Here is a 22417-nt window from a genome sequence, read left to right as displayed (position 1 = left end):
GTCCCGTAACCCCCGGTCCGCCCCGCGGAATCCGGTCCGGCCCCGGGAGGGAATCCCGGGGCCGTTTCACCGGATCGGGGTGCCGGTCAGCTCGCGCGGCGTTCGGGGACGGCCTCGGTCCGGGGCACGGCGGTGACGGGAGTGACGGGGGTGACGGCCGCCGGGGTGGTGGGCGGCGTGGAGACCGCCGTGGCCGCGGCGCAGGCCGCCAGCAGGTCTCTCATCGATGTCGGCGGCGGCGGCACTTCACGGTCGGCGAACGTCGTCATGGATGCCTCCTGGGGCTCCGGCGGAAGGCGTGGTTAGGCAGACCTAACCCGCTCTCGCCATCCATGTGACCACGCCCGCACCGCCCCGCGCAACAATTTGCCGACAGACTGTCGGAAAGGATGACGTGCCGAGGGCGGGTTCCCGCCCCTCGGGCCCGCCCGGTGCCCGGGGCCGTCGGGGCGCGTTCCGAAAGTCCCGGTCGGCCGGGAACGTCCTAGAACTCGCGCAGCCCCGCCCAGCGCGCGCCGATGCCGATCAGCGTCACCTCGCGCCGCTCGTCGTCCGTGTCGCCGACCGCGCGGTCGATCACCACGTGGAGCCGGTCGTCCGACAGCTCCTCGACCTTGCCCTCGCCCCACTCCACGACCACCACCGACTCCGGCAGCGACACGTCGAGGTCCAGGTCCTCCATCTCGTCGAGCCCGCCGCCCAGGCGGTACGCGTCGACGTGGACCAGCGCCGGGCCGCCGGTCAGCGACGGGTGGACGCGGGCGATCACGAAGGTGGGAGAGGTGACCGCGCCGCGCACGCCGAGGCCCTCGCCGAGCCCCCGGGTCAGCGTCGTCTTCCCTGCGCCGAGCTCGCCGGTGAGCATCACGAGGTCGCCGGGGCGCAGGATGCCGGCGATCCGGCGCCCCAGGGCCTGCATCTGTTCGGGGGACTCGACGGGGAGGCTCACGGTGACGCCGTCCGGCGCGGCGTTCCCGACGGTCTCGGCCGCAGGGCTGTTGTGCGGTGCTTCCATGCCCGCCAACGTTAGAGGATCGGGCGGTGGCGACGCGGCGGGCGGAACGCGCCGCCCGGTCACCGGCCCCGCGGCTTCGCCGCCGGCACCGCGCCGACCCGGGCCAGCAGGTCCGCCAGCCGGTCCGTGACCGTCTCGGGGTGCTCCAGCATCACCAGGTGGCCGGCGTCCGGCACGATCACCAGCTCCGCGTCCGGGAGCCGGTCCGCGATGGCCTCGCTGTGCGAGGCGGGCGTCACCAGGTCCTTGTCGCCCGCCAGGATCAGCACCGGGACGTCCCGGAAGGCGGGCAGCGCGGCGCTCTTGTCGTGTTCGGTGAAGGCCGGGTAGAACTCGGCGACCACGTCGATCGGGGTGGACTCGATGAGCCGCTCGGCGAACCGCGCGACCGACGGGTCGACGTCCCGCGAACCGAACGAGTACCGCTTGATCAGCCCCGCGAAGAGGTCGGCGGTCGCCCGCCTGCCCCGCTCCACCAGTTCGGCCTGGGAGCCGAGCGCCCTGAGCACCCCGGGCAGCACCCGCCGCACCGCGTTCACGCCCGCGACCGGCAGCCCGAAGCTGACCTCGCCCAGCTTCCCGCTCGACGTGCCGACGAACGCGACGGCGGCGACCCGGTCCCGGATCAGTGCGGGGTACTGGTCGGCCAGCGCCATCATCGTCATGCCGCCCATCGAGTGCCCGACGAGCACCAGCCGCCCCTCCGGGGCCGCCGCCTCGATCACGGCCATCAGATCGCGGCCGAGCCGGTCGATGCCGACCGGCACCCCCTGGGCCTGGGACCGGCCCCGCTCGGAGCGGCCGTGGCTGCGCTGGTCCCAGTGGACGGTGCGGACCAGTCCGCGCAGCGCCGCCCGCTGGAAGTGCCAGGAGTCCTGCCCGAGGCAGTAGCCGTGGCTGAAGATCACGGTGACGGGCGCGGGGGCCTTGCGGCCGAAGAGCCTGCGGCGGCGCGTTCCGGTGCCCGTGGCGTCGTCGTCGGCCGGGGCGTCCGCCGTGCCGCCGTCCGGCTCGACCTCGTCGACCTCGTAGTACAGCTCGGTGCCGTCGTCGGCCGTGGCCCGGCCCGGCATCCCGCGCAGCGAGCCGTACGGGCCCGTGGCGTCCAGCGTCAGCCTGGCCCTGCGGCGCATGCCCCGGCCGACGGTGAGCCGTTCGACCGCGACACCGGCCGCCGCGCCCGCCGCGAGCACGCCTATGGCCGCTCCGGCGATGCCCGCCCGGCGCCAGCCGGCCGCCGTGGCGGCCGTCGTCACCGCGTCCCCCGCACCGATCTCGCTCACCGTGCCGCGCTCCTCGTCGGTCGTATCCGTCAGGTCGGGACCGGCCCGTTCCGGCCGTGACTCGGACCGTGCCCGGTCAATCGTGCCCGGTCAGGTGTGCACGTTCGGTCAGGACTCGGCGGGGGTCGCGTTCAGGTGCACGCGCGGCACGCGGGTACCGATCCGGGTGACGATCTCGTACGCGATAGTGTCGGCGGCCCGCGCCCAGTCCTCGGCGGTGGGCTCGCCCCGGTCCCCCGGGCCGAAGAGCACCGCCTCGCTGCCCACCCCGACCTCGTCCCCGCCCAGGTCGACGACGAACTGGTCCATCGCGACCCGGCCCGCGATCCGCCGGGTGACGCCGCCGACCAGGACCGGGCCGCGGCCGGAGGCGTGGCGCGGGATGCCGTCCGCGTAGCCGACCGGCACCAGGCCCAGGGTGGTCTCGGCGGTGGTGGTGTAGTGGTGGCCGTAGCTGATCCCGTGCCCGGCCGGCACCCGCTTGACCAGGGCGATCGAGGCGGCGAGCGTCATGACGGGGCGCAGCCCGAAGTCGGCCGGGGTGCCCAGCTCGGGGCTGGGCGAGATGCCGTACATCGCGATCCCGGTCCGCACCAGGTCGAAGTGCGCCTCGGGGAGCGTCAGCGTCGCCGGGGAGTTGGCCATGTGGCGCACCTCGGGGTCGACGCCCTCCTTCTCCGCGTACGCCACCATGTCCCGGAACGCGGTCAGCTGGGCGGCGATGGAGGGGTGGCCGGGCTCGTCGGCGCAGGCGAAGTGGGACCACAGGCCGGTGATCCGGATGCTGCCCGCGGCCTCGGCGGCGCGGGCGGCGGCGACCAGTTCCGGCCAGTCGGCGGGCTGGCAGCCGTTGCGTCCGAGGCCGGTGTCGGCCTTGAGCTGGACCCGGGCCGGCGCGCCCGCCTCCCCGGCCGCGGCGAGGACCTCGCGCAGGGCCCACATCCCGCTCACCGACACGTCGATGTCGGCCTCGATCGCCTCGCGCCAGGGGCCGCCCGGGGTCCACAGCCAGCACATCACCCGGCCGCCGAGTCCGGCGGCCCGCAGGGCGAGCGCCTCCTGCGGCGTGGCGGTGCCCAGCCAGGTCGCCCCGGCCTCCAGCGCGGCGCGGGCGCAGGGCACCGCCCCGTGCCCGTAGGCGTCGGACTTGACGACGGCCATGAGTTGCGCGCCCGCCGCCCGTGCGCGCAGTTCGCGCACATTGGCACGCAATGCGGCGAGGTCGATCTCGGCACGGGCTCTCAAGGACGCTGTCTCGTTCATCGCGCCCAGTCTCTCAGAGCTCTACGGCGGGGTACCGGGGCGGCGGGCCGGGTGCCCGCCGGGCGCGGGGCGCCCCAGGACCCGCCGGACGGCCCCCGACCGGCTCTCAACGCCTGCGCAGTTCGTGCTCCAGGTGGTCGACGATGACCGGGACATGACTGTGCGGCACGTCCTTGACCGCTGTGACCAGGGTCACCGGGCCGCCCTCCCGGACCAGTTCGACCAGCTCCCGGACGGCCGCCGTGTGGACGGGGTCGGCCAGTTCGGCGCGGTAGCGGTCGACGAACTCGTCGTAGCGGATGGCGGTGCGGTCCTCGTGGTACCAGGCACGGAGCTCATCGGACGGGGTGATGTCCTTGAGCCACCTGTCGATCGCCGCCCTCTCCTTGGACTCGCCGCGCGGCCAGAGCCGATCGACCAGGACGCGGGTGCCGTCCCCGGCCTCCTTCGGCTCGTACACCCGGCGTACGCGCACCTCGTCGCTGCTGCCCACGGTCGGTCCTCCTGTCGGCGTCCTTCGGTCCGGTCGGTGTCCGCCTGCGCCCAGGATCGCTCAGGCCCCCACGTCCCGCCACGCCGCCGGGATCGCCTCCGCGACGTCCTGCGCGGCGACGGGGGCACCGTCGGCGGCGAGCCGGGCGGCCAGTCCGTGCAGATGGGCGCCGACCGACGCGGCGTCGCGCGGGGCCAGGCCCGCGGCCAGCAGGGAGCCGATCAGGCCGGAGAGGACGTCGCCGCTGCCGGCCGTGGCCAGCCAGGCGGTACCGGTCGGATTGACCCGCACCGGGGCGTCCCCGGTGCCGGCGGCGACCAGCGTCGTGGAGCCCTTGAGCAGGACCGTGGCGCGGTGGCGGGCGGCCAGTTCGCGCACTGCGGCGAGCCGCCCCGCCTCGACCTCCTCGCGCGCCACGCCCAGCAGCGCGGCGGCCTCCCCGGCGTGCGGGGTGAGGACGGTCGGCGCGGTGCGGGCGCGCACGGCGGCGGCGTCGAGCAGCCGCAGCCCGTCCGCGTCGACGAGCACCGGCACCTCGGTGGCCAGTACGTCGTCCACCGCCCCGGCGGCCTCCGCACCGTCGCCGAGGCCGGGCCCCACGACCCACGCCTGGACCCGGCCCGCCTTCGACGGCGGTCCCGTGTGCACCAGCGTCTCCGGATGGCACGCGATCACCGCGTCGGCGCCCGGACCGACGTACCGCACGGCTCCCGCGCCGCCGCGCAGCGCCCCGGAGACGGCCAGCACCGCCGCCCCGGGGTAGCGGGCGGACCCCGCGACGACGCCGACGACCCCGCGCCGGTACTTGTCGCTCCCGCCGCCGGGCACCGGCAGCAGCGCGGCGACGTCCGCGTACTGGAGCGCCTCCAGGTCGGGCACCGCGGGCAGTTCCGGACCGAGCCCGATGTCCACGAGGCGCAGCGCGCCCGCGAGTTCGGCGGCGGGGTCGACGAGCAGGCCCGGCTTGTACGTGCCGAAGGTGACGGTGGCGTCGGCGCGCACCGCGTCGCCGAGCACCTCGCCGGTGTCGGCCTCGACCCCGCTGGGCAGGTCGACGGCGAGCAGGGGCGCGCCGGTCGCCGCGAAGGCCCGCACGAGCGCGGCGGCCCCCGGGCGCAGCCCGCCGCGTCCGCCGATGCCGGTGACGCCGTCCACGACGAGGTCGACGTGCCCGCCCCAGGCGTCCGCCACCACGTCCGCGGCCGCGTCCGACGGCCCGTCCCCCGCCGTGTCCGCCGGTCCGTCCGTCACCCGTCCGCCGGCCGCGAGCAGCGCGGCGAGTCCGCCCGCGTGGGCGCGGCCCGGTGCGGTGAGCACGGCGCGCACGCCCGCGCCCCGGCGGGCCAGCCGGGCGCCCGCGTACAGCGCGTCGCCCCCGTTGTCGCCGCTGCCCACCAGGAGGACGATCCGGGCCCCGTACACCCGGCCGCGCCCGCGCAGCACGTCGGCGCAGGCCGCCGCGAGCCCGGCGGCGGCACGTTGCATCAGGGCGCCCTCGGGGAGGCGGGCCATCAGGGCCCGCTCGGCGGCCCGTACGGTCTCGACGCTGTACGCGGTACGCATGTGCTCAACCCTCCGCGATCACCACGGCCGACGCCACTCCCGCGTCGTGGCTGAGCGAGACGTGCCAGTGCCGCACGCCCAGTTCGGCCGCGCGGGCGGCGACCGTGCCGCTCACCCGCAGCCGGGGCCGGCCGCTGTCCTCGACGTACACTTCGGCGTCCGTCCAGAGCAGTCCGCCCGGCGCGCCGAGCGCCTTCGCCAGGGCCTCCTTCGCGGCGAACCGGGCGGCGAGCGAGGCGATGCCCCGCCGGTCGCCACTGGGCAGCAGCAACTCGCTCTCGACGAAGAGCCGTTCGGCCATCTGCGGTGTGCGCCGCAGCGCCGCGTCGAACCGTTCGATCTCGGCCACGTCGATCCCGACCCCGATGATCACGGGCGTCCCCTCATCCCTCGCTACTCCACGGTCACGGACTTCGCCAGATTGCGCGGCTGGTCCACGTCGTTGCCGCGGGCCCGGGCCAGTTCGCAGGCGAAGACCTGCAACGGCACGGTGGACACCAGCGGCTGAAGCAGCGTAGGCGCAACGGGGATCCGGATCAGGTGGTCGGCGTACGGGACGACCGCCTCGTCGCCCTCCTCGGCGATGACGACGGTGCGGGCGCCGCGGGCCCGGATCTCCTGGATGTTCGACACGATCTTGTCGTGCAGCACCGACCGGTCGCGCGGCGGGGGCACCACCACCACGACCGGCAGCCCGGCCTCGACGAGCGCGATCGGCCCGTGCTTGAGCTCGCCCGCGGCGAAGCCCTCGGCGTGCATGTACGCCAGTTCCTTGAGCTTCAACGCGCCCTCCAGGGCCACCGGGTAGCCGACGTGGCGGCCGAGGAAGAGCACCGTGTCGTGGGCGGCGAGGGAGCGGGCGAGTTCGCGCACCGGCTCCATGGTCTCCAGGACCCGTTCGACCGCCCCGGGGATCTCGGAGAGCTGGCGGACGACGGTGCGGATCTCGTCGCCCCACTTCGTGCCGCGGACCTGTCCGAGGTACAGGGCGACGAGGTAGCAGGCGACCAACTGGGTGAGGAACGCCTTGGTGGAGGCGACGGCGACCTCGGGTCCGGCGTGCGTGTAGAGCACGGCGTCGGACTCCCGGGGGATCGTGGAGCCGTTGGTGTTGCAGATGGCCAGGACCTTCGCGCCCTGTTCGCGGGCGTGCCGCACGGCCATCAGGGTGTCCATCGTCTCGCCGGACTGGGAGATCGCGACGACCAGGGTGCGGTGGTCGAGGATCGGGTCGCGGTAGCGGAACTCGCTGGCCAGCTCGGTCTCGCAGGGGACGCGGGTCCAGTGCTCGATGGCGTACTTGGCGATCATCCCGGCGTGGAACGCGGTGCCGCAGGCGACGACGACGACCTTGTCGACCTCCCGCAGCTCGTGCGGCGGGATGCGCACCTCGTCGAGGCGGAGCGAGCCCTCGCCGTCGATCCTCCCGAGCAGCGTGTCGGCGACGGCCCCGGGCTGCTCGGCGATCTCCTTGAGCATGAAGGAGTCGTGGCCGCCCTTCTCGGCGGCGGAGACGTCCCAGTCCACGTGGTACTTGCGGACCTCGGCGGGGCGCCCGTCGAAGTCGGTGACGGTGACGCCCTCCCGGCGCAGTTCCACCACCTGGTCCTGGCCCAGTTCGATCGCGGAGCGGGTGTGCGCGATGAACGCGGCCACGTCGGAGGCCAGGAACGCCTCGTCCTCCCCCACCCCCACCACGAGCGGCGAGTTGCGCCGGGCCCCGACGACCACCTCGGGCGCGTCGGCGTGCACGGCCACGAGGGTGAACGCGCCCTCCAGCCGGCGGCAGACCTGCCGCATCGCCTCCGCCGGGTCCGCGCAGGAGGAGAACGCCTCGGCCAGCAGGTGGGCGACGACCTCGGTGTCGGTCTCGGAGGCCAGGTCGTGGCCGCGGTCGGCGAGTTCGGCGCGCAGGGCGGCGAAGTTCTCGATGATCCCGTTGTGCACGACGGCGACGCGTCCCGCGTTGTCCAGGTGCGGGTGGGCGTTGGCGTCGGTGGGCGCGCCGTGGGTGGCCCAGCGGGTGTGCCCGATGCCCGTGTTCCCGGCCGGGAGCGGCGCCTCGACCAGTGCCTTCTCCAGGTTGACGAGCTTTCCGGCCCGCTTCGTCGCGGCCAGACCGCCGTCCGCGAGGACGGCGATGCCCGCCGAGTCGTAGCCCCGGTATTCGAGGCGCTTGAGGCCCGCCACGACGACGTCCTGCGCCGACTGCCCACCGACGTAACCGACGATTCCGCACATACCGTTCCCTTCATGCCCATTCACGGCCGAACCCCCCTCCTCTCCGCATCGTCGCAGAAGGCGCACGGGGCGGCAGGGAGGACGGCGGCGCGGCACTGGGGCGTCCGGTGCGGAAGGAACGGCGGGAACGGGCCCTGGAGGCGTCCCTCGTCCCGCGCCCGGCGGTCCGCGAGCCGACGGCGCGGCGCGGTCGGTGCCCGTCCGAGCCGGCGGCGCGGCACCGGGGCGTCCGGTGCCCGTCCGCACCGGACGCCCGGCAGGTACGGGAGGATGTCGGGCCCCGCCGGGTCCCGGCCGGAACGGGCCCGGGGCCGGGCCGTCGCGACGCGGCACCGGGCCCCGCCGTCGGCGGCCGGCGCCCCCGGGTGCATCATTGCGTCGCCGACGGTCGTCGCGGACGCCCGCCGGCCGAGCACCGGGGGGTGGAGCGCATGTCCGGCACCGGAGAACCGGCGGCACCGTCGGGACGTCCGCCGCGGGGTCCCTGGCCCGTACCGCCCCCGCCGAGGCTCCGGATGCCGATCTGGGGCGGCATCCTGCTGGGGCTGTCCATCGGGGCGGTCCTCGTGGTCCTCGTCCCCCTGGTCCTGGTCGCCCTGCTCCTCACCCTGCGCGCCGTGAACGCGGCCCCGCCGCCGGACGGGTCCCCGCTCGCGCTGACCGCGAGCGAGCTGGCGGGCACCTGGCAGGACGACCGCGGCGGGATCCTCGTCCTCGCCGCGGACGGCACCTTCAGCACCACGGAGGCCTGCGGCGACTACGCGGACTTCGACGAGGGCACCCACTCCGGCTTCGACCTCCCGTCCAGGATGAGCGGCACCGGGACGTGGGACTCCGACGACGGCTCGTACCGGGACGGCGCGACCGGGGTCACCCTCGACTTCGCCCCCGGGTACGCCGCCGAGGACGTCAGCGGCTTCCTGGAGGCCAGGGGCCACCGCGGCTCCCCCGTCCTGTGGACCTACGTCGGCGACCCCGACAGCGGGGTCCTCTGCGTGCTCGAAAAGGTGGACCGGCCGTAGGCGCCACCCGTACCCCACGTGACCGAGCCCACCCCCCACTCCGTCGGAACTCCCGCGACAATGAACCCGTGATCACTTCGCCGCCACGGAGCACCCACCGACGCGCCGAACCCGCGGCGACGCCGTACGTCGATCTGTCCCGCGCCGAATGGAGCGCCCTGCGCGACAAGACCCCGCTGCCGCTGAGCGCCGACGAGGTCGAGCGGCTGCGCGGCCTCGGGGACGTCATCGACCTGGACGAGGTACGGGACGTCTACCTGCCGCTCTCCCGGCTCCTCAACCTCTACGTCCAGGCCACCTCGGGCCTGCGCGGCGCGCTGAACACCTTCCTCGGGGACGCCGGGAACGGCCACGGCGAGCAGCGCGGCACCCCGTTCGTCATAGGCGTCGCGGGCAGCGTCGCGGTCGGCAAGTCCACCACCGCGCGCATCCTCCAGGCCCTGCTGGCCCGCTGGCCCGAGCACCCGCGCGTCGAGCTGGTGACCACCGACGGCTTCCTGCTGCCGATGAAGGAGCTGCGGGCCCGCGGTCTGATGTCCCGCAAGGGCTTCCCCGAGTCGTACGACCGGCGGGCCCTGACCCGTTTCGTCGCCGACATCAAGGCCGGCAAGGACGAGGTGACGGCGCCCGTCTACTCGCACCTGATCTACGACATCGTCCCGGACGAGCGGCTCAGCGTGCGCCGCCCCGACATCCTGATCGTCGAGGGGCTCAACGTCCTCCAGCCCGCGATGCCCGGCAAGGACGGCCGGACCAGGGTCGGGCTCGCCGACTACTTCGACTTCAGCGTGTACGTGGACGCGCGCACCGAGGACATCGAGACCTGGTACCTCAACCGCTTCCGCAAGCTGCGCGACACCGCGTTCCAGGACCCGTCCTCGTACTTCCGCAAGTACACCCAGGTCTCCGAGGAGGAGGCCATGGAGTACGCGGCGACGATGTGGCGGACCATCAACAAGCCGAATCTGGTGGAGAACGTCGCGCCCACCCGGGGCCGTGCCACCCTGGTGCTGCGCAAGGGCCCGGACCACAAGGTCCAGCGGCTGTCCCTGCGCAAGCTCTGACGTCCCCGCGCAGGCCCTGAGCCCCGCCGTCCCCAGCTTCCCCGCCGTCCTCGCCGTCCTCGCCGTCCTCGCCGTCCTCGCCGTCCTCGCCGTCCTCGCCCCGGGAGTGCCCGCGTGCTGCACCTGCGTCTGATCGTCCCCGCCGGCCGCACGGACGAGGTGCTCCGCCTGGTGGAGAACACCGTCGGCACGACGCACCTCGTGGTGGTGGCGGGGGCCGCCCGCGACCCCGCCGGCGACCTGGTCCTGTGCGACGTGGCCCGCGAGGCGGGCGACGGGCTGATCTCCGCGCTGCGCGGGCTGGGCATCGACGAGTCCGGTTCGATCACCGTCGAGAACATGGACCTGACGCTCTCCGCGCACGCCGACCGGGCCGAGGAGGCCGCCCCGGGCGAGGGCGCGGACGCGGTGCTGTGGGAGGAGCTGACGGAGGCGACCCACGAGGAGTCGACGTTCAGCGTCACGTACGTGGCGTTCCTCGCGGTCGCGACGATGCTCGCCGCCTGCGGTGTGATGCTCGACAACGCGATTCTGATCGTGGGCGCGATGGCGGTCGGCCCGGAGTTCGGTCCGCTGGCCGGGATCTCCACGGCCCTGGTGCAGCGCGCGCCCCGGCTGGCGCTGCGGTCCCTGTACGCGCTGGTCGGCGGCTTCGCCGTCGCGATGGTGCTGACGGCCGGGTTCGCCTGGCTGATGGACTCCTTCGGGCTGTTCGCCCGCTCGATGATCGAGGGCGAGCGCCCCAACACGGCGTTCATCTGGAAGCCGGACGCGATGTCGTTCGTGGTGGCGTTCCTGGCCGGGATCGCCGGGACGCTCTCGCTGACCTCGGCGAAGTCGGGGGCGCTGATCGGGGTTGCCATCTCGGTGACGACCGTGCCGGCCGCGGCCAACGCGGCGGTGGCGTTCAGCTACAGCGACTACGGCCAGATGTGGGGCTCCACGGCCCAGCTGATGGCCAACCTCGGCGGGATCGTGGTCGCGGGCACCCTGACGCTGCTGGTCCAGCGGGTCCTGTGGGCGGCGCACCACCGCCGGAGCGGGAAGCCCGGCGCCCCGGGCCGGAGGACCGGCGGGCAGGACTGAGGGAATCCCGCCGCCGGAGCGGGGGTCGGCGGGCAGGGAGGCCCGCGGGCGGGGGGACGGAAAAGGCCGTCCCGTGATCCCCCGGCGGTCGGGAATCTCGGGACGGCCCCGATCCGTGCGGCGGCGGTCAGCCGAGCGCGGACTTCACCACGTCGGCCAGCCGCTCGGCGATGGCCCGCGCCTGCTCGATGTCGGCCGCCTCGACCATGACCCGCACCAGCGGCTCGGTGCCCGACTGGCGCAGCAGCACGCGCCCGGTGGAGCCCAGCTCGCGCTCGGCCGCGGCGACCGCCTCGGCGATCTCCGGGGAGGTCCCGACCCGGGACTTGTCCACGTCGGGAACGTTGATCAGCAGCTGCGGCAGCCGCTGCATGACCCCGGCCAGGTCGGCGAGCGTACGGCCGGTGGCGGCGACCCGGGCCGCCAGCAGCAGGCCGGTCAGCGTGCCGTCGCCGGTGGTGGCGTGGTCCAGGACGATGACGTGGCCGGACTGCTCGCCGCCCAGCGCGTAGCCCTCGGCCTTCATCGACTCCAGCACGTAGCGGTCGCCGACGGCGGTCTGGACGAGCCGGATGCCCTCCCGCTCCATAGCGATCTTGAAGCCGAGGTTGGACATGACCGTGCCGACCACGGTGTCCTTGCGCAGCTGCCCGGCCTCGCGCATGGCGAGGGCCAGGACGGAGAGGATCTGGTCGCCGTCGACCTCCTCGCCGGAGGCGTCCACCGCCAGGCAGCGGTCGGCGTCGCCGTCGTGCGCGATGCCGAAGTCGGCGCCGTGCTCGACGACGGCGGCCTTCAGCGGCTCCAGATGGGTGGAACCGCAGCCGTCGTTGATGTTCAGGCCGGTCGGGTCGGCACCGATCGTGATCACCTCGGCGCCGGCCCGGGCGAAGGCCTCCGGCGAGACGCGGGCGGCGGCCCCGTGCGCCTCGTCGAGCACCACCTTCAGCCCGTCGAGCCGGTTCGGCAGGACCGCGACGAGGTGGGCCACGTAACGGTCGAAGCCCTCCGTGTACTCGGTGACGCGTCCCACGCCGGCACCGGTCGGGCGCGCCCACGGCTCACCGGTGCGGTGCTGCTCGTAGAGCGACTCGATCCGGTCCTCCAGCTCGTCGGAGAGCTTGTGACCGCCGCGGGCGATGAACTTGACACCGTTGTCCGGCATGGAGTTGTGGCTCGCCGAGAGCATCACGCCGAGGTCGGCCCCCAGCGCGCCGGTGAGGTACGCCACCGCGGGGGTGGGCAGCACACCGACCCGCAGGACGTCCACGCCCGCGCTGGCGAGACCGGCCACGACCGCGGCCTCCAGGAATTCCCCGGAGGCGCGTGGGTCACGGCCCACCACGGCCGTCGGCCGGGCGCCGTCGGCGGCGCTCCCCTCGGTGAGCACGTGCGCCGCGGCCACCGAGAGGCCGAGCGCCAGCTCCGCCGTCAGATCCGCATTGGCGACACCGCGCACGCCGTCCGTGCCGAAGAGTCGTCCCACTGGTGTCCTCCGAAGATGCTCCGAAACCGCAAACCAAACCGACCAAAGCAATGCAACACAACGACACAATGCGCACAACGCCACGCATCGAACGCCGAGCAACACAACGTCACGCAAACAAGACTATGAACGTCTTATGCCGTTATACGCCCGGAGGTGTCGATAAACGAACGCCCCGGCAGCACGAGGTGTGCCGCCGGGGCGTGCGTGTAAAGCAGATGAGCAGGCGGTTTAGCGCTTGCTGTACTGCGGGGCCTTACGGGCCTTCTTGAGGCCGGCCTTCTTGCGCTCGACCGCACGGTCGTCGCGGGAGAGGAAGCCGGCCTTCTTCAGCGTGGGACGGTTGTTGTCCACGTCGGCCTCGTTCAGCGCACGGGCCACGCCGAGGCGCAGGGCACCGGCCTGACCCGAGACGCCGCCACCCGAGATGCGGGCGATGACGTCGTAGCGGTCATCGAGCTCGAGCACCTTGAAGGGCTCGTTGACTTCCTGCTGGTGCACCTTGTTGGGGAAGTAGTCCTCAAGGGTGCGACCGTTGATCTTCCACTTGCCGGTGCCCGGAACGATCCGGACGCGGGCGATGGCGTTCTTCCGACGGCCAAGGCCGGCGGCGGGCTGCGGGTCGCCGAAGCGGGACGCCAGCGACTCGCTGGTGTACTCGCCCTCGACGGGAACCTCGGACTCGAAGGTGGTGACCTCGGCGAAGACCTCTTCGCCCTCGGTGCCCTCGACGGGGTTCTCAACAGTGGTCTCGGCCACGATTCTCCTCAGATCTTTCTTTTGGTCTTAGGGGGAGGCCGGAACTACTGCGCGACCTGGGTGATCTCGAACGGGACCGGCTGCTGAGCAGCGTGCGGGTGCTGGTCGCCCGCGTAGACCTTGAGCTTCGAGAGCATCTGGCGGCCCAGGCTGTTCTTGGGGATCATGCCCTTGATGGCCTTCTCGACGGCCTTCTCGGGGCTCTTGGCCAGCAGCTCGTCGTAACGGACGGAGCGCAGACCACCCGGGAACCCGGAGTGGCGGTACGCCATCTTCTGGGTCTTCTTGTTGCCGGACAGGTGAACCTTGTCGGCGTTGATGATGATGACGAAGTCGCCCATGTCCATGTGGGGGGCGTAGATCGCCTTGTGCTTACCGCGGAGAAGGTTCGCAGCCGTGGTGGCCAGACGACCCAGGACGATGTCCTGAGCGTCGATGATGTGCCACTGGCGAGTGACATCGCCGGGCTTGGGGCTGTACGTACGCACTTCGTAGCCTTCGCTTCTTCAGTGGATGGGGTCCATACACACGACACCTCTGAAGCGATCATGCAGCTGGGGCCCACAGTGCCGGGAACACACCCGTATGCGAGCCACTGGTAACTGCTCCAGAGAACTTGCGCAAGGGCTCTTCGCGTGAGAACACGCAGCCCATACGCATAACAGCAGTCGACATTACCCGTCCCGCCCCGGGCGGGTCAAAACGCGGCGCCGGGGCCGGCCGCCCCGGCCCCACCGCTCCCGGAAGCCCTACCGCGCCCGCTCCACCCGGCGCTCGTCCCACACCGGCTCCCGCGTCTCGCGCACGACCCCGTCGGAGCCGAAGACCAGATAGCGGTCGAAGGACTTCGCGAACCAGCGGTCGTGCGTGACGGCCAGCACCGTCCCCTCGTACACCTCAAGACCGTCCTGGAGCGCCTCGGCCGACTCCAGGTCGAGGTTGTCCGTGGGCTCGTCGAGCAGCAGCGCGGTCGTGCCGGCCAGCTCCAGGAGCAGGATCTGGAAACGGGCCTGCTGGCCGCCGGACAGCTTCTCGAAGGGCTGGTCGCCCTGGCGCTCCAGCTCGTAGCGGCGCAGCACGGACATCGCGCCGCCGCGGTCCCTGGCGTGCTCGGTCCACAGGATCTCGACGAGCGTGTGCCCCAGCAGCTCCGGGTGGGCGTGGGTCTGCGCGAAGTGTCCGGGCACGACCCGCGCCCCGAGCTTCCACTGCCCCGTGTGCGCCACCGGCTCGCCCGCCAGAAGACGCAGGAAGTGCGACTTGCCGGAGCCGTTCGAACCGAGGACGGCGACCCGCTCCCCGTAGAAGACCTCCAGGTCGAACGGCTTCATCAGCCCGGTCAGCTCAAGGTTCTCGCAGGTCAACGCCCGCACCCCGGTCCGGCCGCCGCGCAGCCGCATCCTGATGTCCTGCTCGCGCGGCGGCTCCGGCGGCGGGCCCGCGTCCTCGAACTTCTTGAAGCGGGTCTGCATCGCCCGGTAGCGGGACGCCATGTCGGGGCTGTTCGCCGCCTGCTGCCGGAGCCGGAGGACCAGCGCCTTCAGCCGGGCGTGCTCCTCCTCCCAGCGCCGCAGCAGCTCCTCGAACCGGGCGAACCGGTCCTTGCGCGCCTGGTGGTACGTGTCGAAGCCGCCACCGTGCACCCACACGTCGCTGCCCGCCGGGCTGGGCTCCACACTGACGATCTTCTCGGCGGCGCGGGCCAGCAGCTCGCGGTCGTGGGAGACGAACAGGACCGTCTTGCGGGTCTCCTTCAGCCGCTCCTCCAGCCACCGCTTGCCCGGCACGTCGAGGTAGTTGTCCGGCTCGTCGAGCAGCAGCACCTCGTCGGGCCCGCGCAGCAGCGCCTCCAGCACCAGCCGCTTCTGCTCGCCGCCGGACAGGGTGCGCACCTCGCGCCACTGCGCCTTCTCGTACGGGACGCCGAGCGCGGCCGTGGTGCACATGTCCCAGACGGTCTCGGCCTCGTACCCGCGGGCCTCCGCCCAGTCGCTCAGGGCCTGCGCGTACTTCATCTGCGCGGCCTCGTCGTCGACCGTGAGGATCAGCTCCTCGGCCCGGTCGACCGCCAGGGCCGCCTCCCGGATGCGGGGCTGGGAGACCGAGACGAGCAGGTCCCGGACCGTGCGCTCGTCCCGCACCGAGCCCACGAACTGCGGCATCACCCCGAGCCCGCCGCTCACCGAGACGGTGCCGCCGTGCGGCTGGATCTCCCCGGAGAGCAGCCGCAGCAGGGTCGTCTTCCCGGCGCCGTTGGCCCCCACGAGGGCGACCACCGCCCCGTCCGCGACCCGGAACGAGGCATCACCGAGCAGTACCCGCCCATCCGGTAGGTAGTACTCCAGGTGGCCCGCTTCAAGATGTCCCATGCACAGCATTGTCACGGTCCGCGAAGCCCCGCCCAACCGGTTTACGCTCCGTTCGCCGCCGTGACCGGGGGGCACATTAGGATGCGCCGCATGAGCTTTGGGCATGGGGGGCCCTCCTGGGGGCCCGGGGACGCACGGACCCCTGACTGGGCAGCGCTGGCCGACGCCTCGGCAGCACGCAACCGGCGCAAGAAATGGCTGTTGATCGGCGGCGGGGTACTCGCCACCGCGGCGGTCGGCGCGATCGTGGCCACGGCGGTGATCTCGACCGACGAGAACAACCGCTCCGCCGGGTCCGGCAAGCACGCGAGCGAACTGCCCGCGCCGTCCGACCTGCCGACCGAGACCGCCGAACCCGAACCGTCCTTCTCCTCGGTGGCACCACCGCCCCCGCCGAACCCGAAGGACTACATATCCAGCGGGAAGAAGGACCGGGCGCCGATCACCGCCGACGCCTTCTTCCCCGGCAAGAAGCTGACGATGGGTGACCGCGTCTACGTCAAGGGCGCGACCCAGCAGACCAAGAACTGCGCCGCCACCACCAAGGGCGCGCTCGGCTCGGTCCTCGTGAACAACGGCTGCCAGCAGGTGATCCGGGTGACGTACAGCAAGGACGGGATCGCCGCCACCATCGGGGTCGCGGTCTTCGAGACCGAGGAACGGGCCAAGAAGGCGGCCCGGCAGGCGAGCGGCAGCATCGCCACCCTGAGCGGCGCGGGAGTGCCCTCCTTCTGCCCGGCCGGCTCCGTCTGCCGCCGCACCGCCAACTCCTACGGCCGCTACGCCTACTTCGCCATCAGCGGGTTCACCAACGGCAAGAGCGTCACCACCGCCGACAAGAACGTCTACACCACCGGCAACGACCTGACGAACTTCACGTTCCGCCAGATCCACCGCCGCGGCGAGCTCCAGGCGTCGGCGGCGGCGACCGCGGCCACCGGCTGACGCGACCGGGGAACCCACGTGCGCCTTCCGTTCCTCCTCACCCTCCCCCGGGTACTGCGCCACAGCGCCGCCGTCGGCGCCGACCTGCCGCCGGACGAGGCGGTCGTCGTCGACGCCCCGGACCCCGCGCTGCGCGCCGCCCTGACCTCGGCCGCCCAGGGCGACCACGGCCCCGCCCGCGCCCTGCTCGCCGCGACCCGCGAGCACACCCAGTGGGAGCTGAGGGACGGCTACGTCTCCCGCCTCGCCTCGGCCGCCCTGCACAACCCGGGCTGGCTGGACGCCTGGCAGGCCGAACTCCCCGACGACCCGGACGCGGCCCTGGTCGACGCGGCCCTGCGGATCGACCGGGCGTGGGAGATCCGCACCGCGGACCGCGCCGACCAGGTCTCGCGCGACCAGTTCCGGGCCTTCTTCGCACTCCTGGAGGACGCCGTCCCGGTGATCGGCCGGGCCGCGGAGCTCAACCCCGCCGACCCCGTACCGTGGCGCATCGCCCTGACCCACGCGGTGGGCAGCCAGGCCCCCCGTCCGGTCTTCGACGACTACTGGGACCGGGCCCGGACCCGCGACCCGCACCACTACGGGTGCCACGCCGCGGCCCTGCAGTACCTGTGCGCGAAGTGGCACGGCTCGCACGAGGAGATGTTCGGCTTCGCCGAGGGCGCCGCCGACACCGCCCCGCCCGGTTCGAAACTGCACGCGCTGCCGCTGTTCGCGGCGCTGGAGTACGCGGTCCTGTCGTCCGGGCCGCCCGACGACGGCCCCGACCCGCACGCGCACCGCGTCGACGCGGCGGTCGCCCGTGCCCTGGACCTCTCCGCCGCGTACGGGCCGGGCAGCCCGGAGGCGGCCGGCTTCCGCAACTGCCTCGTCCTGATGCTGCTGCGCGCGGAGCGCTGGGAGGAGGCGCTCGAAGCCTTCCGCTCCATCGGCGCCCACGCGACCAGGTATCCCTGGGCGTACCTCGGCGACGACCCGCGCCAGGAGTTCCTGGACACCCGCTCGGGCGTCCGGGTCCATCTGGCGGCGCGGACCCCGTTCTTCGGCCGCCCCGCGCCCTCCGCCCCCGGCCCCGTCCCCGAGTGGGTACCGGGGGCGCCCTGCGCGGTCGCGATCGCGGCGGCCCGCCCGGCGGACGTGGCCCAGGCGGCGCTGGTCTGCGGCGTCTCGCTGCGCACCGCCCCGGCCACCGACACCCACACCTACGTCGAGGCCGTCGCCGACGCCCGGCCCGCCAAGCGCTCGCTGCTGTCCACCGAGGACCCGCTGACCACGGCGGCCGACAACTTCACCACCGGCGAGAAGTGGCCCACGCTGGTGCTGCGCCGCACGCCCGAGCGCTGCGGATTCACCCTGTTCCTCAAGGGCCGCCCCCTGGCCACCCACGAGTGGGACGCCGCCGCCCCGGCCCCCGACCACACCGCGGTCACCGCCACGGCCGAGGCCCTGTCCCACACCTTCGCCCTCGACGACCCCCGCCCGCTGGCGCACGTACTGCGCTCCACCGGCAACCCGTCCCGCCACCAGGCGGACCTGCTGGCCGCGTTGTCCCTGCCCCCGCTCCCGCCGGGCTTCGGCGACCGCCCCGAGGTCCTCGGCACCCTCCCCGGCGCCCGGGTCCTCGCCCGCCGCGGCCTGCTGGCCGGGGTGCGCTCCACGCTGATCACACCGGACGGCGCCCATCCGGCACCCCCCGGCTCCCGGGAGCCGCGCGGGGCGGGCTGGTGGCTGCTGCGCGTCCTGGGCCTGCTGCTGTTCACGGCCGCCGCCGTGCTCGGCTGGTCGCCCCCGGAGGTCCGTCCGGTGCGCGGGACGGCGGCCGCGCTGGTGGCCCTGTACCTGGCGGTCCGGCTGGTACGGGCCTGGCGGTGGCGAAGGACCCACGACGCGGCCGCCGTCGCCCCGGACGAACCTCCGGCCCGGGTGAACCCGCCCGGACCGGGGGCGGTCTGACCGTCCCTCAGCAGCAGCCCGCCCCGGGCAGGGTGCGCACGTTGCGCGCCTGCGCGGCCCGGTCGGCCAGCAACTCGTCGGCGGGATAGGCGACTTCCTCCAGCGTCAGCCCGTGCGGACGCACCACGTGCACCCCGGGGTCCCGCACCCCGGCCGCGAGCACCTGCGCGGGCCACTCGGCCGGGCGGCGCCCGTCGCCGACGAAGAGCGCCGCGCCGATCAGTGCCCGGACCATGTTGTGGCAGAACGCGTCGGCCTGGACCGTCGCCGTCAGGATGCCGCTCGCCCCGTCCCGCACCCAACTCAGCTTCTGCAGCGTGCGGATGGTCGTCGCGCCCTCGCGCTTCTTGCAGTACGCGGCGAAGTCGTGCTCCCCCGTCATCCGGGCGGCCGCCCGGTTCATCGCGTCGACGTCCAACGGCCGGTCGTGCCAGAGCACATGACCCCGCAACAGGGGATCCACCCCGCCGGTCCGGTCGCAGACCCGGTACGCGTACCGCCGCCACAGCGCCGAGAAGCGGGCGTTGAACCCGTCGGCCGCCGGTGCGATCCGCCAGATCCGCACATCGGGCGCCATCCGCCCGGCCATCCGCCGCAGCAGCTTGTCCCCGTGCTCCTCCCACACCTCGACCGGCAGGTCGACATGGGCGACCTGGCCCCGGGCGTGCACCCCGGCGTCGGTACGGCCGGCGACCGTCAGGTCGTACGTCCGCGCCGACCGGGTCACGGTCCGCAGCGCGTCCTCGATCTCTCCCTGGACGGTCCGCCGCCCGGTCTGCTTGGCCCAGCCCGAGAAGTCCTTGCCGTCGTACGCCAGGTCCAGCCGCAGCCGTACGGAGCCGGGCTCCACTTCGTCACTCACCCCAGGGTCCTTTACTACCGGTGCGTGCAGGTACATCAGGTGCATACGGAACGGGCCCGCACCGCCCCGAAGGGTGATGCGGGCCCGTCCGGCGATCCCGGAACGCTCAGCGATCCCGGAACGCTCAGGCGTCCTTGGACTCGGCGTCGGCGTCGGCCGGCTTGGCGTCCTCGACGGCCTCGGTCTCGGCGGCGTCCTTCTTGAGGGCGTCCTCCTTGACCGCACGCTTGGTGGCGGCCTCGGCCTCACCGGTGGCCTGCTGCGCCACGGTCAGCGCCTCGACCAGCTCGATGACGGCCATCGGGGCGTTGTCGCCGCGACGGTTGCCGATCTTGGTGATGCGGGTGTAACCACCGGGGCGGTTCTCGTACCGCGGGGCGATCTCGGTGAAGAGCGTGTGGACGACGCCCTTGTCCGTGATCGACTGCAGCACCAGGCGACGGTTGTGGATGTCGCCCTTCTTCGCCTTGGTGATGAAGCGCTCGGCGACCGGACGCAGGCGGCGGGCCTTGGCCTCGGTCGTGGTGATGCGGCCGTGCTCGAACAGCGACTTCGCGAGGTTGTTGAGAAGAAGCTTCTCGTGCGCGGCGCTGCCGCCCAGACGGGCACCCTTGGTGGGCTTCGGCATGGTGTTTCTCCTTGTGTGCTGCACCGGCCGTACCAGGTACCGGTGTCAGTTCCCGGGCGGCGGTCGCCACCCGGAAGATCAGAAGTTCGCCGGACGGGAGCGGGCCCGTCCGGCGATCGGGGGCAGAAGCCCTCGCCCGGCCGGGGCGCCCGGCGAAACCGTGCGCCCCGATCGGGGGTGGATCAGTACTGCTCGGTCTCGACGAAACCGGCGTCCGCGTCGTCGTCGGCGCCGAAGGCGTCGGCGGCGGCGGTCGGGTCGAATCCGGGCGGGCTGTCCTTGAGCGCCAGGCCCATGCCGGCCAGCTTCGCCTTGACCTCGTCGATCGACTTCGCACCGAAGTTGCGGATGTCGAGCAGGTCGGCCTCGGAGCGGGCGACGAGCTCACCCACGGAGTGGATGCCCTCGCGCTTGAGGCAGTTGTAGGAGCGGACCGTGAGCTCCAGCTCCTCGATCGGCAGCGCCAGGTCGGCGGCGAGCGCGGCGTCCGTCGGGGACGGGCCCATGTCGATGCCCTCGGCGTCGATGTTGAGCTCGCGCGCCAGGCCGAACAGCTCGACCAGGGTCTTGCCGGCCGAGGCCATGGCGTCGCGCGGACGCATGGCCTGCTTGGTCTCGACGTCGACGATCAGCTTGTCGAAGTCGGTGCGCTGCTCGACACGGGTCGCCTCGACCTTGTAGGTGACCTTGAGCACCGGCGAGTAGATGGAGTCGACCGGGATGCGGCCGATCTCCTGGCCCACCTGCTTGTTCTGGACGGCGGAGACGTAGCCGCGACCGCGCTCGACGGTCAGCTCCATCTCCAGCTTGCCCTTGCCGTTGAGCGTGGCCAGGACCAGGTCCGGGTTGTGGACCTCGACACCGGCCGGCGGGGCGATGTCGGCAGCGGTGACCAGGCCGGGGCCCTGCTTGCGCAGGTACATCACGACCGGCTCGTCGTGCTCCGAGGAGACGACCAGCTGCTTGATGTTGAGGATGAGGTCGGTGACGTCCTCCTTGACGCCCGGCACGGTGGTGAACTCGTGCAGGACACCGTCGATCCGGATGCTGGTGACGGCGGCACCGGGGATCGAGGAGAGGAGCGTACGGCGGAGCGAGTTGCCGAGGGTGTAGCCGAAGCCCGGCTCCAGCGGCTCGATGACGAACCGGGAGCGGAACTCGTCAACGACCTCTTCGGTCAGCGACGGACGCTGAGCGATAAGCATGTTGAGATCCTTCAGTCGTGGGCACCCACTATTTGATGCCCGACAGATGAAACAAGGATACGGGCGGCATGCCCCCGGAAGGGACATACCGCCCGGATCGGCGTCACTGACGCACGGTCGTCACCGACCGTGACGGATCAGACGCGACGGCGCTTCGGCGGACGGCAGCCGTTGTGCGGCGTCGGGGTGACGTCCTGGATCGAGCCGACCTCCAGGCCGGTGGCCTGGAGCGAACGGATCGCGGTCTCGCGGCCGGAGCCCGGACCCTTCACGAAGACGTCGACCTTGCGCATGCCGTGCTCCTGCGCGCGGCGGGCGGCCGACTCGGCGGCCATCTGCGCGGCGAAGGGGGTGGACTTGCGCGAGCCCTTGAAGCCGACGTGGCCGGCGGAGGCCCAGGAGATCACGTTGCCCGAGGGGTCCGTGATCGAGACGATCGTGTTGTTGAACGTGCTCTTGATGTGCGCGTGGCCGTGAGCGACGTTCTTCTTTTCCTTGCGACGCACCTTCTTGGTAGCGCCCTGACGACCCTTGGGGGGCATGTCTTGACTCCAGATGGAGAGGGGAGGTGATCGGTCCTACAGCGAAGACCGCTGGTTGCTGCGGGTTCCGGTGGTCCGGACGTCCGCAGTGCGTCCGCTGAGGACTACTTCTTGCCCGGCTTCTTCTTGCCGGCGATCGCGCGACGCGGGCCCTTGCGGGTACGAGCGTTCGTGCTGGTGCGCTGACCGTGGACCGGCAGGCCACGGCGGTGACGCAGACCCTGGTAGCAGCCGATCTCGACCTTGCGGCGGATGTCGGCCTGGATCTCGCGGCGGAGGTCACCCTCGGTGCGGAGGTTGGCGTCCACGTACTCGCGGATCTTGACCAGGTCCTCTTCGGCCAGGTCGCGAACGCGGGTGTTCGGGTTCACGTCGGTGGCGGCGAGGATCTCCTTGGACCGGGTGCGCCCGATGCCGAAGACGTAGGTGAGGGCGACCTCCACGCGCTTTTCGCGCGGGATGTCAACACCTGAAACGCGTGCCATGCAATGGCTCCAGTTGTCATGTCGGGGGTCTTCCGCAGTGCCGCTCCCGACCGCCGACCCCTTCTGGGAGAGGTGGTACGTCCGGGTCCCCGGCCCCCGCCGGAGGTGTCGTCAGCCGAAGCTTGGACGGACTCTGCGTATGTACGGTGT

21 protein-coding genes and 1 pseudogene are annotated in these 22417 nt (G+C 72.9%); 5 read left to right on the top strand and 17 right to left on the bottom strand.

What is annotated here, in order from left to right; genetic code table 11:
* Positions 1-86: 86 nt before the first annotated feature.
* The 8 genes and pseudogenes from EAO76_RS28170 to glmS form a co-directional block, all read right to left on the bottom strand.
* Positions 87-269 carry a hypothetical protein gene (locus EAO76_RS28170; RefSeq protein ID WP_148838731.1) on the bottom strand — a complete coding sequence of 61 codons (183 nt, stop codon included), beginning with the start codon at positions 267-269 and terminating at the stop codon, positions 87-89.
* Positions 270-484: 215 nt separating this feature from the next.
* On the bottom strand, positions 485-1015 hold the full coding sequence (gene tsaE, locus EAO76_RS28165) for a tRNA (adenosine(37)-N6)-threonylcarbamoyltransferase complex ATPase subunit type 1 TsaE (protein WP_148838730.1): 531 nt from the start codon (positions 1013-1015) through the stop codon (positions 485-487).
* Positions 984-2298: pseudogene (locus tag EAO76_RS28160) on the bottom strand (alpha/beta fold hydrolase); the annotation flags it as partial. The gene tsaE and the pseudogene EAO76_RS28160, both read right to left, overlap by 32 nt.
* Before the next feature lie 108 nt (positions 2299-2406).
* A complete protein-coding gene (gene alr, locus EAO76_RS28155) occupies positions 2407-3561 on the bottom strand; it encodes an alanine racemase (RefSeq protein WP_148838728.1) in 1155 nt (384 codons plus the stop codon).
* Between the two features lie 106 nt (positions 3562-3667).
* Entirely contained in the window at positions 3668-4054 is a 387-nt protein-coding gene (locus EAO76_RS28150; RefSeq protein WP_148838727.1) for a DUF488 domain-containing protein, read from the bottom strand.
* Positions 4055-4114: 60 nt separating this feature from the next.
* A complete protein-coding gene (locus tag EAO76_RS28145; RefSeq protein ID WP_148838726.1) occupies positions 4115-5617 on the bottom strand; it encodes an NAD(P)H-hydrate dehydratase in 1503 nt (500 codons plus the stop codon).
* Between the two features lie 4 nt (positions 5618-5621).
* Positions 5622-5990: a holo-ACP synthase gene (locus EAO76_RS28140; protein ID WP_148838725.1), complete on the bottom strand. Its 369-nt coding sequence runs from the start codon at positions 5988-5990 to the stop codon at positions 5622-5624.
* 20 nt (positions 5991-6010) lie between these two features.
* Complete coding sequence (gene glmS / locus EAO76_RS28135) at positions 6011-7858, bottom strand: glutamine--fructose-6-phosphate transaminase (isomerizing) (RefSeq protein WP_148838724.1); 1848 nt, start codon at positions 7856-7858, stop codon at positions 6011-6013.
* Positions 7859-8373: 515 nt separating this feature from the next.
* Here glmS and EAO76_RS28130 point away from each other — a divergent pair.
* From EAO76_RS28130 to EAO76_RS28120, 3 genes are all read left to right on the top strand, one after another.
* The gene (locus tag EAO76_RS28130) at positions 8374-8880 is read left to right on the top strand and encodes a hypothetical protein (RefSeq protein ID WP_148838723.1); all 507 of its coding nucleotides are present in this window, start codon (positions 8374-8376) and stop codon (positions 8878-8880) included.
* Between the two features lie 68 nt (positions 8881-8948).
* Positions 8949-9944: a type I pantothenate kinase gene (gene coaA / locus EAO76_RS28125; RefSeq protein WP_148838722.1), complete on the top strand. Its 996-nt coding sequence runs from the start codon at positions 8949-8951 to the stop codon at positions 9942-9944.
* A 114-nt stretch (positions 9945-10058) separates the two neighbouring features.
* Positions 10059-11030, top strand: coding sequence for a DUF389 domain-containing protein (locus tag EAO76_RS28120; protein ID WP_148838721.1), 972 nt, complete (start codon positions 10059-10061; stop codon positions 11028-11030).
* Between the two features lie 127 nt (positions 11031-11157).
* Here the strand turns inward: EAO76_RS28120 and glmM are convergent, their stop codons facing one another.
* The 4 genes from glmM to EAO76_RS28100 all read right to left on the bottom strand — a co-directional run bounded on the left by glmM (position 11158) and on the right by EAO76_RS28100 (position 15653).
* On the bottom strand, positions 11158-12516 hold the full coding sequence (glmM, locus tag EAO76_RS28115) for a phosphoglucosamine mutase (protein ID WP_148838720.1): 1359 nt from the start codon (positions 12514-12516) through the stop codon (positions 11158-11160).
* Between the two features lie 231 nt (positions 12517-12747).
* Complete coding sequence (gene rpsI, locus EAO76_RS28110; protein ID WP_148838719.1) at positions 12748-13275, bottom strand: 30S ribosomal protein S9; 528 nt, start codon at positions 13273-13275, stop codon at positions 12748-12750.
* Positions 13276-13319: 44 nt separating this feature from the next.
* Positions 13320-13763 (bottom strand): 50S ribosomal protein L13, encoded by a 444-nt coding sequence (rplM, locus tag EAO76_RS28105; protein WP_148838718.1) that lies wholly within the window; start codon positions 13761-13763, stop codon positions 13320-13322.
* A gap of 261 nt (positions 13764-14024) precedes the next feature.
* A complete protein-coding gene (locus tag EAO76_RS28100; RefSeq protein WP_187438819.1) occupies positions 14025-15653 on the bottom strand; it encodes an ATP-binding cassette domain-containing protein in 1629 nt (542 codons plus the stop codon).
* A gap of 81 nt (positions 15654-15734) precedes the next feature.
* On the opposite strand from EAO76_RS28100, the gene EAO76_RS28095 reads away from it, so the two are divergent.
* Positions 15735-16589, top strand: a complete 855-nt coding sequence (locus EAO76_RS28095; RefSeq protein ID WP_148838716.1) for a hypothetical protein — start codon at positions 15735-15737, stop codon at positions 16587-16589.
* Positions 16590-16607: 18 nt separating this feature from the next.
* Positions 16608-18545 carry a hypothetical protein gene (locus EAO76_RS46685; protein ID WP_262375799.1) on the top strand — a complete coding sequence of 646 codons (1938 nt, stop codon included), beginning with the start codon at positions 16608-16610 and terminating at the stop codon, positions 18543-18545.
* A gap of 7 nt (positions 18546-18552) precedes the next feature.
* Here the strand turns inward: EAO76_RS46685 and truA are convergent, their stop codons facing one another.
* The 5 genes from truA to rpsM all read right to left on the bottom strand — a co-directional run bounded on the left by truA (position 18553) and on the right by rpsM (position 22267).
* Complete coding sequence (gene truA / locus EAO76_RS28085) at positions 18553-19407, bottom strand: tRNA pseudouridine(38-40) synthase TruA (protein ID WP_148838715.1); 855 nt, start codon at positions 19405-19407, stop codon at positions 18553-18555.
* Positions 19408-19531: 124 nt separating this feature from the next.
* Positions 19532-20035 (bottom strand): 50S ribosomal protein L17, encoded by a 504-nt coding sequence (rplQ, locus tag EAO76_RS28080; protein ID WP_148838714.1) that lies wholly within the window; start codon positions 20033-20035, stop codon positions 19532-19534.
* A gap of 182 nt (positions 20036-20217) precedes the next feature.
* Positions 20218-21240 carry a DNA-directed RNA polymerase subunit alpha gene (locus tag EAO76_RS28075; RefSeq protein WP_003966937.1) on the bottom strand — a complete coding sequence of 341 codons (1023 nt, stop codon included), beginning with the start codon at positions 21238-21240 and terminating at the stop codon, positions 20218-20220.
* Between the two features lie 137 nt (positions 21241-21377).
* The gene (gene rpsK / locus EAO76_RS28070) at positions 21378-21782 is read right to left on the bottom strand and encodes a 30S ribosomal protein S11 (RefSeq protein WP_125496499.1); all 405 of its coding nucleotides are present in this window, start codon (positions 21780-21782) and stop codon (positions 21378-21380) included.
* A gap of 104 nt (positions 21783-21886) precedes the next feature.
* Positions 21887-22267, bottom strand: a complete 381-nt coding sequence (gene rpsM, locus EAO76_RS28065; RefSeq protein ID WP_148838713.1) for a 30S ribosomal protein S13 — start codon at positions 22265-22267, stop codon at positions 21887-21889.
* Positions 22268-22417: the final 150 nt, after the last annotated feature.

The sequence above is a fragment of the Streptomyces sp. sk2.1 genome (assembly GCF_008120935.1).
GTDB lineage: Bacteria > Actinomycetota > Actinomycetes > Streptomycetales > Streptomycetaceae > Streptomyces.
The sequence above is the reverse complement of the archived record's forward strand: the minus strand, read 5'-3'. Positions and strand labels throughout refer to the sequence as shown.